The organism is Dehalococcoides sp., from assembly GCF_041654235.1.
Taxonomy (GTDB): domain Bacteria; phylum Chloroflexota; class Dehalococcoidia; order Dehalococcoidales; family Dehalococcoidaceae; genus Dehalococcoides; species Dehalococcoides mccartyi_B.
In genome coordinates, this window is the sequence record NZ_JBAZDW010000004.1 from 1 (window position 1) to 14,684 (window position 14,684).

22 protein-coding genes are annotated in these 14,684 nt (G+C 43.5%); 15 read left to right on the top strand and 7 right to left on the bottom strand.

What is annotated here, in order from left to right; all coding sequences use genetic code 11:
• The first annotated feature begins 222 nt into the window (after positions 1–222).
• The 3 genes from WC259_RS00895 to WC259_RS00905 all read left to right on the top strand — a co-directional run bounded on the left by WC259_RS00895 (position 223) and on the right by WC259_RS00905 (position 1,651).
• Entirely contained in the window at positions 223–624 is a 402-nt protein-coding gene (locus WC259_RS00895; protein ID WP_034376357.1) for a hypothetical protein, read from the top strand.
• 119 nt (positions 625–743) lie between these two features.
• The gene (locus WC259_RS00900) at positions 744–1,160 is read left to right on the top strand and encodes a hypothetical protein (protein WP_011309591.1); all 417 of its coding nucleotides are present in this window, start codon (positions 744–746) and stop codon (positions 1,158–1,160) included.
• A complete protein-coding gene (locus WC259_RS00905; RefSeq protein WP_012984419.1) occupies positions 1,157–1,651 on the top strand; it encodes a hypothetical protein in 495 nt (164 codons plus the stop codon). Before WC259_RS00900 ends, WC259_RS00905 begins: the two co-directional genes overlap by 4 nt.
• 314 nt (positions 1,652–1,965) lie before the next feature.
• Here the strand turns inward: WC259_RS00905 and WC259_RS00910 are convergent, their stop codons facing one another.
• Complete coding sequence (locus WC259_RS00910; RefSeq protein ID WP_078986968.1) at positions 1,966–2,724, bottom strand: LamG domain-containing protein; 759 nt, start codon at positions 2,722–2,724, stop codon at positions 1,966–1,968.
• Between the two features lie 208 nt (positions 2,725–2,932).
• Here WC259_RS00910 and WC259_RS00915 point away from each other — a divergent pair, with 208 nt between their 5' ends.
• The 7 genes from WC259_RS00915 to arsB all read left to right on the top strand — a co-directional run bounded on the left by WC259_RS00915 (position 2,933) and on the right by arsB (position 8,934).
• On the top strand, positions 2,933–3,895 hold the full coding sequence (locus WC259_RS00915) for a hypothetical protein (protein ID WP_372642821.1): 963 nt from the start codon (positions 2,933–2,935) through the stop codon (positions 3,893–3,895).
• 133 nt (positions 3,896–4,028) lie between these two features.
• Positions 4,029–4,391, top strand: a complete 363-nt coding sequence (locus tag WC259_RS00920) for an iron chaperone (RefSeq protein ID WP_011309595.1) — start codon at positions 4,029–4,031, stop codon at positions 4,389–4,391.
• On the top strand, positions 4,366–5,334 hold the full coding sequence (locus tag WC259_RS00925) for an alpha/beta fold hydrolase (protein ID WP_372642824.1): 969 nt from the start codon (positions 4,366–4,368) through the stop codon (positions 5,332–5,334). Before WC259_RS00920 ends, WC259_RS00925 begins: the two co-directional genes overlap by 26 nt.
• Positions 5,335–5,467: 133 nt before the next feature.
• Positions 5,468–5,722 (top strand): Smr/MutS family protein, encoded by a 255-nt coding sequence (locus WC259_RS00930; RefSeq protein WP_011309598.1) that lies wholly within the window; start codon positions 5,468–5,470, stop codon positions 5,720–5,722.
• A gap of 165 nt (positions 5,723–5,887) precedes the next feature.
• Positions 5,888–6,742, top strand: a complete 855-nt coding sequence (purU, locus tag WC259_RS00935; RefSeq protein WP_011309599.1) for a formyltetrahydrofolate deformylase — start codon at positions 5,888–5,890, stop codon at positions 6,740–6,742.
• A gap of 245 nt (positions 6,743–6,987) precedes the next feature.
• Positions 6,988–7,614: a peptidylprolyl isomerase gene (locus WC259_RS00940; RefSeq protein ID WP_011309600.1), complete on the top strand. Its 627-nt coding sequence runs from the start codon at positions 6,988–6,990 to the stop codon at positions 7,612–7,614.
• Positions 7,615–7,869: 255 nt separating this feature from the next.
• The gene (gene arsB, locus WC259_RS00945) at positions 7,870–8,934 is read left to right on the top strand and encodes an ACR3 family arsenite efflux transporter (protein WP_015407157.1); all 1,065 of its coding nucleotides are present in this window, start codon (positions 7,870–7,872) and stop codon (positions 8,932–8,934) included.
• A gap of 19 nt (positions 8,935–8,953) precedes the next feature.
• On the opposite strand, the gene msrA is transcribed toward arsB, so the two are convergent.
• The 5 genes from msrA to WC259_RS00970 all read right to left on the bottom strand — a co-directional run bounded on the left by msrA (position 8,954) and on the right by WC259_RS00970 (position 11,611).
• Positions 8,954–9,490, bottom strand: a complete 537-nt coding sequence (gene msrA / locus WC259_RS00950; protein WP_015407158.1) for a peptide-methionine (S)-S-oxide reductase MsrA — start codon at positions 9,488–9,490, stop codon at positions 8,954–8,956.
• A complete protein-coding gene (locus WC259_RS00955) occupies positions 9,487–9,861 on the bottom strand; it encodes a methionine-R-sulfoxide reductase (protein ID WP_015407159.1) in 375 nt (124 codons plus the stop codon). The genes msrA and WC259_RS00955 overlap by 4 nt, the downstream gene beginning before the upstream one ends.
• A gap of 134 nt (positions 9,862–9,995) precedes the next feature.
• On the bottom strand, positions 9,996–10,568 hold the full coding sequence (locus WC259_RS00960) for a flavodoxin family protein (protein WP_011309604.1): 573 nt from the start codon (positions 10,566–10,568) through the stop codon (positions 9,996–9,998).
• Positions 10,569–10,786: 218 nt separating this feature from the next.
• Positions 10,787–11,122: a TfoX/Sxy family protein gene (locus WC259_RS00965; RefSeq protein ID WP_011309605.1), complete on the bottom strand. Its 336-nt coding sequence runs from the start codon at positions 11,120–11,122 to the stop codon at positions 10,787–10,789.
• Between the two features lie 21 nt (positions 11,123–11,143).
• Positions 11,144–11,611 (bottom strand): hypothetical protein, encoded by a 468-nt coding sequence (locus WC259_RS00970; RefSeq protein ID WP_011309606.1) that lies wholly within the window; start codon positions 11,609–11,611, stop codon positions 11,144–11,146.
• A 293-nt stretch (positions 11,612–11,904) separates the two neighbouring features.
• Here WC259_RS00970 and WC259_RS00975 point away from each other — a divergent pair, with 293 nt between their 5' ends.
• The 3 genes from WC259_RS00975 to WC259_RS00985 all read left to right on the top strand — a co-directional run bounded on the left by WC259_RS00975 (position 11,905) and on the right by WC259_RS00985 (position 13,197).
• A complete protein-coding gene (locus tag WC259_RS00975; RefSeq protein WP_011929289.1) occupies positions 11,905–12,195 on the top strand; it encodes an autorepressor SdpR family transcription factor in 291 nt (96 codons plus the stop codon).
• Complete coding sequence (locus WC259_RS00980; RefSeq protein WP_011309608.1) at positions 12,195–12,860, top strand: SdpI family protein; 666 nt, start codon at positions 12,195–12,197, stop codon at positions 12,858–12,860. Before WC259_RS00975 ends, WC259_RS00980 begins: the two co-directional genes overlap by 1 nt.
• Before the next feature lie 142 nt (positions 12,861–13,002).
• Complete coding sequence (locus WC259_RS00985) at positions 13,003–13,197, top strand: DUF2892 domain-containing protein (protein WP_011309609.1); 195 nt, start codon at positions 13,003–13,005, stop codon at positions 13,195–13,197.
• 12 nt (positions 13,198–13,209) lie between these two features.
• Here the strand turns inward: WC259_RS00985 and WC259_RS00990 are convergent, their stop codons facing one another.
• Complete coding sequence (locus WC259_RS00990) at positions 13,210–13,770, bottom strand: flavodoxin family protein (RefSeq protein ID WP_011929291.1); 561 nt, start codon at positions 13,768–13,770, stop codon at positions 13,210–13,212.
• A 122-nt stretch (positions 13,771–13,892) separates the two neighbouring features.
• On the opposite strand from WC259_RS00990, the gene WC259_RS00995 reads away from it, so the two are divergent.
• Together WC259_RS00995 and WC259_RS01000 are read left to right on the top strand one after the other, a co-directional pair.
• A complete protein-coding gene (locus WC259_RS00995; protein WP_015407161.1) occupies positions 13,893–14,120 on the top strand; it encodes a hypothetical protein in 228 nt (75 codons plus the stop codon).
• A 156-nt stretch (positions 14,121–14,276) separates the two neighbouring features.
• Entirely contained in the window at positions 14,277–14,477 is a 201-nt protein-coding gene (locus WC259_RS01000; protein WP_011929293.1) for a hypothetical protein, read from the top strand.
• The last annotated feature ends 207 nt before the right edge of the window (positions 14,478–14,684 follow it).

Consider the following 14,684-nt stretch of genomic DNA (forward strand, 5'->3'; position numbering starts at 1 on the left):
AGAGTACCACTTTCGCACAAAGTTCTTTAATACTTTCCTGCATTTATTATCAGACCTCCTAAAACGAAACCAATTTAATGTTGACTTGAAAATGAGTGGAGATTTCTCCAATATTAGTTGGTACAGTTTTGGGATGAGGGCAGTGTAAATACCTTTACCATTACCCAAAATCGGATTGGTTTCAGGATTTATGCAGTATAATAGTGCTATGGAGAGAGTAAAATGAAAGCTAGAGTGGCTCTAATTGGATTATTAGGTATACTGACATTCTCTACACTAAGTCTTACCGGGTGCGGTAGCGACGAAGCATTGTGGGGAGCTTCTCCGGTTTCTTCAGAAATAACTTATCAAGGTCATTTATATCGTAACTCAGGTGAAATAGTAGCTAAACAGCAGATATTAACTAACATACATCTTATCGGTACATATGATGCGGCGACTAATACAGCTACTGACTATCCGGTTGGCAGCTTATCGTCTCCGGACGATAAGGGTAGTCCTAATCCTGTAATTTATTCGATAGATGGAGTAAAACCAGAAGAGGCAATTGCATTTAAAGTTCTCTTGGTTTCTCATTCAGGAACAGCGTGGTATTGCTATTTTAAATATGAAAGAGTATCTTAAAGTCAAAATAGTTAAGGAAAGTGCATATCACGAAAGCAAAATCCCTAGTCTATTTTATTCTTATCTGCTTGTTTATTCAGCCGCTAGCCGGTTACTTGGCTGAAAACTAAACCAGTTTCATGATTATTCTGGTAGACAACTCGGAAGCATTGCTGACTGACCAGGACATCTCCGCTTTCAATAATGCTGAAAATGCGCTGATACTCAACGAATCAGGGATTGAGAAGTGGAAGGCATATCTGGGATACGATGATATTCCCAAGCTTTCAGACGGGCTTTACTCCAAGGAGTTTATGATAAAGTTTGGTGGCGAAGAGATATGCCAAGGCAAATTCTGGTCATCTGTTTCTTCCTTCAGCACCATAGGGGTTATTATAACTGATGCTACACTGAAACTGGATAAGAGTTTTAATTGTATCTACTTCCAAAACAATTACCCTGTAAATAAACCGTTAGATTCAGCTATTAAATCTAAACTTCTGAAGTATTTCGAAACGCATAATCTTATCATAAAGGACTATACGGCAAGAGTATGACTAAAAATTTTAACGCCTCAACCCCTGATATTGACTGCAAGGTAAAGCTGAGATTTTTCTACAACACTATACAGATAGTGTTAGGAGTATTAATCATTCTCTGTTCTTTGGTAGCGATAAACCAAGCAAGGTGGACCGAACTGCCCGTGCATGAACCGACTTATGGACCTGACGGTATACCCAGCATAATTACAGACGCCCCCCCACCCAATTCACCACTCGAATATTTCCTCACAGCTGCCGGAGGATTATTAGTAACCGGATTGGGCATTATTCAGGCATTATCCAAAGAGAGTTTGTCAAAGTGGTATATAGCTTTAGGCATAATTACCATAGTGTTATCGTTAATAATGAGCCAAGTAATAACTGACAATCCAAGGATAACAGGAAATATATTCATCATACCCTATCTGATACTAGTTCTGGGTGGAGCTAATAGTACAATTGCTGCAAGACAACTGTACTATTATACGAAAACTTTAACCGAATGAAAATTTTATAAACCTATAATGACATACATGCAAAAGGCAATCTTCGCCCTGTTGCAGATATAATAAACAAGTATAATAATATATTTCAAAGAAGGGGCTAAACTATGCGAACAGACCGATTGATAGTTGGATTACTTTGTATCGTTTTTGCCGTGTGGACATTCCTGTCGCATAACCCTACTGGCCCTGCATTCGGTATCGGCATTCTGGGTATTATTATTCTGGCAATTACCCGGGGGAAACGGCTCAGACAACCAAGAGCAGTTTGCCTTCCAAATACTGCTTTCAAGTTATCTTAGCCCGACTTTAATAAACTATCCCCGGTAAATACTTAAAACTTCTGCAGCTGAAAGGGCACGGTTGTATATTGCGATTTCATCTATCAGCCCTTTATACAAAGTTTCGGTTAAATTCCTCCGCCCTATAAACCAGCTGCCTTCATATGTGGGCACGCTGGGAGAGTTATCTGTTATCTGATTTATTAATTGCCCGTTCCGGTAGATACTGTAATCATTGCCAAAACGACTAATTGCAATGTGAGTCCACTGGTTCAAGGGTATATCAAACTCACCAAATTCATGGAGTGTACTGTCAGCAGAGCGATAGTCAAACCCAAAGAGAGATTGATTATCCCATCCGCAAAAAATGTGATACCTATTTAGATCATCATTGTCACTTCGGGTCCAAAAAACAGGACGGTGAGTAGTGTCTGCCGGGTTAATCCAAAATGAAATAGTAGCCTCAGCGGATTGGTGGAATATAAACGTTTGAGCCACCGTTACCCAGTTGTCCTCACCATTAAAACTCAAGGCATAGCCCTTTTTACCTGTGACCCAACTGGCGCCGCTTATCAAACCATCATTATGGCTGGTGGTAGAGTCGTAAATAATATTTCCGGTTCCTTCATCCATATGCCATACGGTGACCAGACCTGCCAGAATTTCATTACTTTGATTTGAGGAAGGTTCAGCAGGTGTATTGTCTTCGGCAGCAGGTGCACCAGTACATCCGCTAAGCATTGCTACCGCCATAATAAAAGAAATGACTTTAAGTACTCTACAGCCTCGAATCATGGCAAACCTCCTAATGCAATTATGAAGATACCTGTCCGATTGATAAAATTTTAACCTCGCCAACCTGCAAATACAATCCCTGTTTTTAGACAGCGATAACATATTCAGACTAAGGCAATTTTCTTGCCTGCTCTTTCTTTTTGGTTTTATGTAAATGCCGTATAACAAATATAGTGAAGCGGGTATTTCGCAAATGGTATAATCTGATATGCCAAAACCAGTTTCGTCCCAAACTGATACGATAAAAGAAACGCCCCCGCTCAAACGCCTGTTTCCGGTTGAAACAGAGTATGCCCGATGTGTAAAAGCCCTAAATCAAGCCAATCTTTTGGCTGTCCTGCCTCAAAGCAGGAAACCCGGCATTATTGGCATAGACGGACAGGAATACCCGCTGCCAAGTTTGGAACAAGTTTTAGACCTTTTTGAGATTAACCATGAACTGATATCCATGAAAATTCCTCAGGGCTTTAACCGCTTGGCACTCACACCGATATCTATGCCAATGTCCCTTCTAATAAACCGCTTGGAAACTTCCATTATCAAACATGCCGCCCAAAAAGAAATCTACCAGACCAGGCTATCTGACTCTGACCCCTTTATACCGGTACGGGTTAATAGCCAAAAACATGTCTGGGTATGGGAAACGCTACTTCAAGCGTTGGATACTGACGAACTTGTTTATTTCCCTGAAAAATATTCGAATAACCACCGGGGACAAACTAAGCAGGAAGCAGTAACTAACAAGAGTATTTGTGCCCTGCCCGGCTGGTCTGTGGGACTGGTTGAAAATATTCCGGTAATACCCAATACAGGACAGGGCAAAATACTGGCAGGCCGAAAACAATTGGAGACAGGTTTATCCCCTCGTGAATACCTGCAAATACTGCATACCCCGCCTTACCGGGGGGAAACAGGCAAAACCCTTGAGGATTTTATCACTAAGTTCCTTGTCCACCTGGAAACAACCGGTGAGGTCAGCCATGACATAGCGGATATAAACGCCATGTGGTGTCTTGGTCAATACCTGAAAATCAGCTATGCGGAAGTAGTGCCGGCGGGGCGCTGGCACCGCAGTATTGGAAGGCTTAGATTGGATGCCCACCGTACCGGCAATAAACTTTGCACATGGAATTGCGGAGGGTCTTCGGAAGTGAGATTAGCCTCTCGCTAAAATATTTCGTTCGCAATATACCCTGTCAAATATGTACTCTAAACCACAAGATATATTGAACCTGCTTGAAATTAGCCTTACAATAGATTTGCATACATCTGGCTGAAACTTGGCGAGACGGGGAAATAAACAGATGCTGAATACACCAGACCTAAGCATAGATAAATATATCAAAGGGTTCCCTGAAAACGTCCGGAATATTTTGCAGGATTTAAGGCAAGCTATACATGAACAGGCACCGAAGGCCACTGAGACTATAAGTTACGGCATACCCACATTTAAACAAAATGGCAATCTGGTGCATTTTGGCGCCTATAAAAACCATATAGGATTTTACCCTACTCCATCAGGAATAAAAGCCTTTGAAAAAGAGCTGTCAGCCTATGAAATATCCAAAGGCACCGTCAGGTTTCCGCTAAATGAGCCTATTCCTTATTCTTTGGTTAAAAAGATAGTGGCATTCAGGGTAAATGAAACTTCAGCTAAAAGAAAATAACCTGGATACAGGTGAGGTACTAATCCATTATCTGGCTGGACCGGATAATGGGCCTCCGCTTGTTCTCATACCCGGCCAGGGGCTTTCGCTGGAAAGTTACCAAAGAGTAATGACACCCTTGGCAAAGAACTTTCAGGTTTTTGCAGTAGACGTGCGCGGTCACGGAAAATCAGGCTGGACAACCGGCAAAAATCATTTCCCGAATATGGGAAATGATTTTAAGATTTTTCTGGAACAAGTTGTCAGACGGCCGGCAATAATCTCCGGCAATTCCTCAGGCGGCCTGATAGCCCTGTGGTTGGCGGCAAATGTCCCTGAACTGGTTAGCGGTATTATTCTGGAAGACACTCCTGTATTCAGTGCAGAATGGCCTCGGCTCAGAGATGATTGCCGGGTATACCGCATTTTCAAACGCAATGCCGAAACTATCGGTTCCGCTGAAGGCCGAAATCTGGCTGCATTTTTCAAGGGCATGGAAGTGCCAATTGAAGGCAAACAGAGAGTTATTCAGTTTCCTGTCTGGCTTACAGGAGCAATGGCCGGAATGGTAAGACTGCACCAGTGGCTGAAACCAGGCAAGCCGGTAGACCTAGCTCTGCTTCCAGCTGAAACACGCATGCTGATAAAGGGGCTTTCGCAATATGACCCTGATTTTACCAAAGCATTTGTTGACGGCCGGGCATGCGAAGCCTTTGACCATGCGGAAGCTTTAAAAAAAGTAAAATGCCCGGTGTTTGTTCTGCAGGCCAATTGGTTCAGACACCCTGATTTCGGGCTGGTGGGGGCAATGGATAACCAAGATATAAATCATCTGCTCGCACTCACCCCTCAAACCCAATTTGCCAGAATAACTTCAGGCCATATGATTCATTTTGAACAGCCTCCAGAATATTTAAAACACTTGAACGCATTTGCTGCCGGCATATATTCAAATCCGAAGTAACTGCCGCCTGCTCCATTATTTCACTGCTGGGCAAAAATCCTCCGCATATTTGGCAAGCCATGCCATTTTAGTTTATGATTCACTGGCAGGCACACCTTCCTCCACCTGCCAAATATTTAAGCGGTAAGATGAAATGGCCAAACTGGTTTTAGATTTGCATGACATTTACAATAAGGGCGGGCAGATTGAAGCAGAACTGCACAGGGTAATTAACCAAGCAGTTGAAAAGAAAATCAGCCCGGTAGAGATTATCCCCGGCAAGGGTTCCGGTCAACTCAAAAAACATGTCCTCAGGTTTCTGGCACAGCCGGACATCAAAAAACTCTATCACCGGCTGGAAAAGGACGATAAAAATTTCGGGCGGGTGTTTGTCCACTTCAAGTTTTAGCTGATATTTGCACTTGCCGATACTAGCACAAACCAGAACCCATGTATTTTGCCGATATTATTCAGCACTATTACGTTATTTGCCCTGCAATGCATAGCTGAAAAGATTGTTTTGACGCTAAATAACTGGTAGAGTATGTAGTAACTTTTTATAAAGAGAAAAAACATGGTCAGCGCCACACTCAAGATTCACTGCACGGATAAAAAAGGCATCATTTCCAGTATTTCAAGCTTTATTTACCGTAATAACGGCAATATAATCACTCTGGACGAATTTGTAGACCCCCCGTCCAATACTTTCTTCATGCGCTTGGAATGGGATATCTCAGCCTTCACACTTAGCCGTGAACAGATGGAATCCGAGATTGCAACTATGGGGCAGGAATACAACTATGCAGATAACTGTCAGATATTCTACTCTGACAGGAAACCCCGCCTAGCTATATTCGTATCTAAATACGACCATTGCCTGTGGGATATACTGCTCAGGTATAAAGCCGGTGAACTGAAGTGCGATATCCCCCTGATTATCAGCAACCACCCTGATCTGAAACAAATAGCCGATTTATTCGGCATTGATTATAAAGTAGTAAAGGTTAACCCTGAAAACAAACTAGAAGCAGAAAACGAACAAACCCTCCTGATTTCCAAATACAATATAGATTTCATGATACTGGCCAGATATATGCAGGTACTTTCACCTGAATTTGTAGCCCGTTTTGAAAACAGGATAATAAATATCCACCACTCGTTCCTTCCGGCCTTTGAGGGGGCGCGCCCTTACCATCAGGCTATTGAACGCGGAGTAAAGCTGGTGGGGGCTACCGCCCATTTTGTAAATAATAATCTGGACAAAGGCCCTATAATCTCTCAATCCACCATGCCCATAAGCCATGAAGACAGTGTGGAAGATCTGATGGTAAAAGGCAGGGATATTGAGAAGCTGGTGCTTTCGCAGGCTATGAAGATATTTTTAGACCACCGCATCTTCGTCCATAATAACCGCACTATTATTCTCTGAAACAGCCTGCAACGTGGGGATATATGAGGATAATATCGTCATTTTCCCGGAAAAACCGCTTGGCTAATATTAATTATAAAGCCAGGTTGCACGGATTAAAACCCCCTTTATACAGGACGTGCAACCTGCCCGCAGATATAAAATACTTAATACCTGATGGAAAAGCAGGGCTTTTTCTGATACCATAAACGGTACGATTTATTAAAACAGCCAACCAATATAATTCATATCAGAAAGGTAGACTAATGAAATCCACTAAAGCCCTTATTTTGGCTACACTGTTCCCCGTAACTCTGTTTGCCGGCAGCTGCGGCGGCGATGCAGTACCTGAAGTAACACCCATGTCTTGGACTACCGCCCCGGCCATGCAGATAGACCCCGCCAAGCAATACTATGCTACCATTGAAACTACACTGGGGAGTTTCAAGATTGAGCTCTTTGCTTCTGAATCCCCCAAAACAGTAAATAATTTTGTTTTTCTGGCTAAGCAAAACTACTACAACGGGGTTATTTTCCACCGCATAATAAAAGAGTTTATGATCCAGACCGGTGACCAGACCGGCACCGGCAGAGGTGGTCCGGGTTACCGCTTTGCGGATGAACTGCCGGTAAAACACTCGTATGACCCCGGCATAGTTGCCATGGCAAACGCCGGCCCCAATACCAACGGCAGCCAGTTCTTTGTCTGTACCGGAGCACAGGCTAAAAATCTGAACTACCAACCCAACTACACCCAGTTTGGCAGGGTGATTGAGGGTATGGACGTGATTACCAAGCTGGCTTCAGTATCAGTGGTGGGTAACAGTTATGGTGAGGTCAGCACCCCATCCAATCCCCCCAAGATTATAAAAATAACCATAACTGAAAGCTAAAACGGCTTTACAGCAGGTTAAAGAAAAAACTAAAGGCGGCTCGTAAAAGAGCCGCCTTTTTATAATGCCTTATCCGCAATATACAGCAAACCCTTTAGTAACGGAACAGAAAGCCTGACATGCAGGCAAGCCACACGTAATATGTTGGACTTGCCCCATAATCGAGTAAGCTAAACAATTTAGTTTAAAGATAGTTGACTAATATCTAATTGTTCACTATATTTAAGGCAATATTCTAAATAAAGCGACAAACTTTTGCCATCAAATGAAATAGCAAATAAGCTGCCCCTGCTTGACCGGTTTCTGACACTATGGATATTTCTGGCCATGCTTGGAGGCATTGGTCTGGGGTATTTTGTACCCCAGACTTCAGACATTATCACTTCTTTTCAAATCGGCACTACTTCAATACCAATTGCTGTCGGCCTTATTCTTATGATGTTCCCGCCTCTGACCAGAGTCCGATATGAAAAAATCCCTCTGGTTTTTAAAGATTTGAAGTTCCTTAGCTTTTCATTGCTCTTAAACTGGGTGATTGGGCCTATGCTGATGTTTGGGCTGGCACTCCTCTTCCTTCGTGATTACCCCGAATACATGATTGGCATTATTATGGTTGGGCTAGCCAGATGCATCGCTATGGTAATTGTGTGGAATGAGCTGGCAAAAGGTGACCGTGAATATGCAGTGGGGCTGGTGGGTATAAATGCTATTTTCCAGGTACTTTTTTACTCGGTTTATATATATTTCTTTATTACCTTTCTTTTGGGGAAAATGGGACTGGCAGATGGCCTGGATATTGAACTTTCTATAGCTCAAGCAGCTAAAACTGTATTTATTTATCTTGGAATACCTTTCTTACTGGGGGTTATCACCCGTTATAGCCTGCTGGCACTTAAAGGCAAAGACTGGTTTGAAAATCGTTTCATACCCAGGTTTAGCCTGATTACTCCTATCGCCCTTTTATTCACCATTGTAATCATGTTTTCCCTGAAGGGAGAATACATCGTTGAACTGCCTCTGCATGTACTGCGAATAGCTATCCCACTGGTATTATATTTTGGAATAATGTGGTTCGGGGCATTTTTTGTCAGTAAAAAATTGAATGCCGGCTACCAAAAAACAGCCACCGTAGCATTCACCGCCAGCTCAAATGATTTTGAACTGGCTATCGCAGTGGCTATTGCCTTGTTCGGGTTAAATTCCGGTGAAGCATTTGCATCCGTCATAGGTCCGCTTATAGAAGTGCCGGCTCTGATATTATTGGTAAATGCCTCATTGCGTCTAAAAAAGAGATTCTTCTCCGAAGCACCCACTGCTTAAAAACGCAGGCTATTTTAGGTTAAACCGTCTTTCGTAGCTTAGGCAAGTGTTCTTTCAGTTTGGCAAGCTTCGGCTGGATAACAAAGCGGCAGTAAGTCTGGCTTGAATTGGATGCATAATAATTATGGTGATAGTCTTCAGCCGGATAAAACTCTGTTAAAGGCAACACATCGGTCACTATCCGTTTGGCAAAAGCACCATTTTCATCAAGTGTTTTTATGGTTTTTTCAGCCTGTGCCTTCTGGGAGGGAGTGGTATAAAAAATAACTGAGCGGTACTGGCTGCCTACATCTTCACCCTGACGGTTTAGGGTGGAAGGGTCATGCATTTGGAAAAAGATATCCAGCAGGGCCGTATATGAAATAAGAGCGGCATCAAACTCCAGCCTTATTACCTCGGCATGCCCGGTATCTCCAGCGCAGACTTGCTGGTAAGTGGGATTCGGCAAAGTTCCCCCGGCGTATCCGGGTTCAACCTTGGTCACACCCGAAAGGCTACTAAAGACCGCCTCCATGCACCAGAAACAGCCCCCGCCGAAGACGGCTATTTCATTCATTTATTGCCACCATTGTCTGGCACTAACTTGATTGAAAGCGAATTTACACAGTGACGGGTATCTTTAGGGGTAAAACTCTCCCCTTCAAAGACATGCCCCAAATGCCCGCCGCAGGCGGCACACAGTATCTCAGTCCGCCGTCCGTCCGGGTCAGGCTGACGTTTGACAGCACCGGATAGCTCTTCGTCAAAGCTGGGCCAGCCGCAACCTGAATGAAACTTATCTTTGGCACGGTAAAGCGGTGCATCACACCGGCGGCAAACGTATGTGCCGTCTTTAAACAGATTTACATATTCACCGCTGAAGGCCGGTTCGGTTCCCTTGCGAACTATAACTGCTTCTTCCTGAGGGCTTAATTCATTATATTTCATATGTTTATTCCTTTTAGGCCTTTATACTTTTAGCATAATAAGCAAGAGGACAAAACACAATACCTTTTTTAGCTGAAAATAATAAGGCTGCCCTTTAAAAGAACAGCCCCATCGGTTACCAGCATTAAAAAATGCTAATTCAGTTTTTTAAGCAAATCTGCCATATTTTTGCCCAGCTGGATAAAGGTGTTCCGACCCTCTTCGTCTTTTTCAATATCACCCGGCGCCCCGCCAAGAGTCATATTCCAATAACTGGATCCCGGAATTATCATCTGGTTGATGCCGAAGAAAAAGTTGATAGCCGAATAAACAAAGGTAGCACCTGCCCGTCTGGCAGCAACCAAAGGAGCACCTACCTTGCCCTTGAGCACATGGTTATTGGCTCTGGCTACTACTCCTGCCCGGTCAATAAGGGCCTTAACCTCGGTGCTGACATTGCTGAAGTAAGTGGGGGAACCTATGATAATACCGTCTGCCTCAAACATCTTGGCTATAAATGTATTCATCTCATCGTCATTACGGGCACAACGAAGATTTTTATTTATTTTGCACTGACCGCAGGCCAGACAGCCAAATACTCTTTTGCCGCCTAACTGGATAATCTCGGTTTGAATACCCTCTTTCTCCAGTTCAGCCAGCACTATTTCCAAACCCCTGCGGGTGTTGCCTTGTTCCCGCGGACTGCCGTTAAAAGCCACTACTTTCATGTCTCAAATCTCCGGATTTTTGATTACTCTGTTGCTATAGAAAAATGGGATTAGCCAGTATCCTTGTGCTAAATAGTATGCCCTCTAATATACCATTTGGATTGAGTTGGTTGTCAAAACTTTCAAAGCTGAATACTCTCTTACAACAGCTAAATGAATGAACAGTCTTGGACTAAGCATCCGGCCGTTTTTCCCTTTGCCGGCTTGTAAAGCTGATGCTATTTATACTTTTTGGAAGCTTTCTTTGCGGCCATCAGCTTTGCCTGCATAACTGAACGCTCTGCCCATTTTATAAACAGCCCGTCGTCTTCAAATACATCTGCCGGCACTTCGTAATACGGCATTGGCTTGAACTGATGGCTGCCATATGAAGCATAATCAGCCAGATTAGTATCCCCGGCCTTGAAATACAAACTGTTTTCATCTGCCAGCAGCCCAAACATAAGCCCTTCAGAATATATGCCGTAGCCTCCAAACATAGCCCGGCTGTCTATTTCGGGCAAGGCGGAAAGTTTATCCATAACCAATTGCAAAAATTCTTTGGTGGCTCTCACCTGTTTGTCCTTTCCTGGCAATCAGACTTTTTCGTACAAACCGCGAGCCTTGTTCTGCTGGACAATATTGTAGTATTCCTGATCTACGCTGACCCCTTTTTCCCGCAGAACCCGCTCAGTCATCTCCACTGCATGGTTCAAATCCAGAAACTGGTGCAGCCATTTCTGGTGGTCTTCGGGATTTTTGGCATATGCCTGAGCAAATTCGGCATACTCTTCAGATATTTTTTTGTACTGGTGGTCAAGAGTAAAGTTGCCTTTTACCCGGGGAAACTTGAAGACTTCTTTAACCCGGTTAAAATGCCTCTGGAAGATATATTTATCCACGTACCAGAAAACGCAGGCCAGTACAAACTGGTTTAAAAGGAAGGCGGGAATAGTGGCAATGCCCAGTTTATCTGCGAATACAAACTGAATAAGGGCACCGGCAATACCGGAAAGCAATAACCAGCGTCCAATTACGTAAATAAACCACTCTTTGGAAAACATCTAAACGCCCCTCCTTGAACACCCTTTTTAAGCCTGAACCAAGTGATTAATTATAGCTCTAATTTGAAAAACTTACACTTAATCTCTATCCTGATACTGCGGGCTTTGCTGCCGCATACACCCGTAAATTAGCTTTCATCATTTAGCCAAATCTACCTCATCAGGCACTGTGAATAAGGAGCGGCTGTTAATCACCCGTTGTGTCCGGCTATTTTTGACAAAACCTGTTCTTGCCTATATAGTATTTCGGTATCTACCGAAATACTTTTTGCGAAGTGTAACTGTTGGATAATATGGTATTTAAAGCCCTGTCAGACCCGAACCGAAGGCAGATACTGAAACTTCTCAGTGACGCCCCTTTAAGTGCCGGTGAAATAAGCCGTGAATTTGACTTGGCTCTATCTACTCTGTCAGGTCATTTTAAATTACTCAAAGAAGCCGGCCTTATCAGGGAAGAGAAGAAAGGCAACCATATATTTTACAATCTGAATACGTCAGTAATGGAAGAAACACTAAACCTGATGATGGAAATATTTAAAAAAGACAAACCTCAACTCCACACTATAAAACAGAAAGGGCAATAATGCACATAAACTGGAAAGAACACCGCCTGAGTCTGCTTATTATTTTGGCCATGTTCATAGCAGGGCTGATTACCTGGCCCAATTCCCCGGATTTGCTGCCGGTTCACTGGGGGATTGACGGAACTGTTGACCGCTACGGTGGCAAGTTTGAAGGCCTGCTGCTTATGCCATTGATAAGCCTTGGAATCTTCTTGCTGTTGATATACCTGCCCTACCTTGACCCCCGCAAGGCCAACTACCTGAAGTTTGAAAAAGTATACAGCATGTTTATCCGCCTGATAGTAGCCTTCTTCGGCGGCATTTACATTGTAACCATACTTTATGCTTACGGGGTTGTAGCCAATACCAATACATTTATCATGGTGCTGGTGGGATTGTTGCTGGCACTGTTGGGAAATATGTTCGGCAAACTGCGCCCCACCTGGTTTGTGGGCATACGCACCGCCTGGACTCTTTCCAGTGACCTGTCATGGGATAAAACCCACCGGCTGGGCGGCCGGATATTTGTGGCCGCAGGCTTGCTAATGACACTGGCCGGTATTACCGGCTTCACCTGGCTGATGATAGCCAGCATAGCCGGCTTGCTTTTGGGTGTGATAGCCTTATTTATTTACTCATACCTGATATGGAAAAAAGACCCGGACGCCAGATCCAGCCGTTTTTAGGCGGGCTGATATTATTGCCGCCTCAAACTGATTCATATAAAAGACCGGGCAACTTGGGGTAACCATATTACGTATTTGTACGTATTGCTCTTAATATTACGAAGAGTAGAATAAGCAGTAAGTATCCTTAAGGAGTGCAAACATGCCGAAGAACATGAGTAAGGCTGACCGTACTATACGCATTATCCTTGGCATCATTGCTCTGGCACTTGCCGTTTTTATAACCACAGGCGGCTGGTCCATATTACTTTATGTACTGGCGGCAATATTTATTGTAACTTCACTGGTGGGCACCTGCTTGCTTTACATACCCTTTAAGATAAATACCAACAAATAACCCACCAACCTGTCAGGAATTTTCTTTCAGCGAAGACGCCAGCGTTTGCCCCATATTGCGGGCAAGGTTGATTAGTTCAGTGTTGGTTTTTGCATCTCCCTCACGGGCGGCATAGCCGGTCAAAACCACCAATTCATCAGCTTTGACTTTGAAACTGCTATCCAAGTACTGTACCAGAGTGTTCAGGGTATCATCCAGCCCCTGCTCCTCTGCCAGTATAACAACCCCCACAGCTTTAAACTCCAGTGATACATCATGTTTGTAAAGAAAATAATGCCGATCTATAAAAGCTTTCAGCTGAGCAGTTACATTGTAATAGTAGACAGGGGTAGCCACAATAAAGCCATCGGCTTCACTCATCTCTTTAAAAATGGCATCCATATCATCATTCTGAGGGCATTTTTTATATTGGGCACAGTTATCATGCCCCAGACAGGGCTTTATACTTGCCTGAGCAATATCTATCTTACGGGTCTCAATGCCCTCTTTCTCCAATTCGGAAAGAATCTCATCCAGCAAAAACGCGGTATTCCCCTGAGAACGCGGGCTGCCCATTATGGCCAAAACCTTCATAGTAAACCCCTTTTATAAATGATATATATCATGATACCTTATACTTTATAAACCAACTATACATCTTGACAAATATTTTGCTTCGGCTGATTATTATAAGGCTGGTAGTTTACGAGGTGAATATGTATAGCAATGTAGTTGAACAAGCGTGGCAAAGGTGCGGCGGCAAATGCGAGTGCAAAGACCAATCTCATGCCCACACTTATATACGTTGTAACCGCAAGCTAATTTACGAAAACAAGGATAAACCCCGCATTGACGGCTGGAAGGTAGTTTACCTGACCGGAGTAGCGGCTGATACAGCTGAAAATATCCGCATTTATTGCCATAGCTGTTTTAAACAGGACTGAACCGGAATAGTCTGCCCTGTTTGATACTGAATGCCAAACCTGCAAATACTATATTCTCCCCATGTTTTCCCTAAATTACGTATTAGCACTAATAGCAATCCCGCAGGATATAAAATAAAATATATTTATACAATCCTGTCTTGCAAGGAGACCGTTATGGGACACACCCATGAATGGGTAAAACAGGAGAGCGGGGTTTATAAATGCCTCTGGTGCAGCCGCACTATGACCAGAGATGACCTGTACCTGTGGCTAACCGGACAACGCAACAGCCTTTCTCAGGCATGGCTGGATTCCCCTGTCCGGGAGGAAATTTTGAACATCCGCAAAGCTGTCCAGACCCGTAACCATGATTAACCGGCTAATAAATACCCGTCCTAAACGGGGTAATTAGCCCAAGTTCAGTGTTGCCTTATCTTGGGATAGGTGACTTTGTATTTTCGCCTCTGCACCTGCCTAAAAGCCCGTTTCAAAATAACTTCTATTGACATATGTTTATTATAGGCTATTATACATACAATGAGTTGTTTATCTGTTATATATCTGAGTGATGTTTATCTGCAT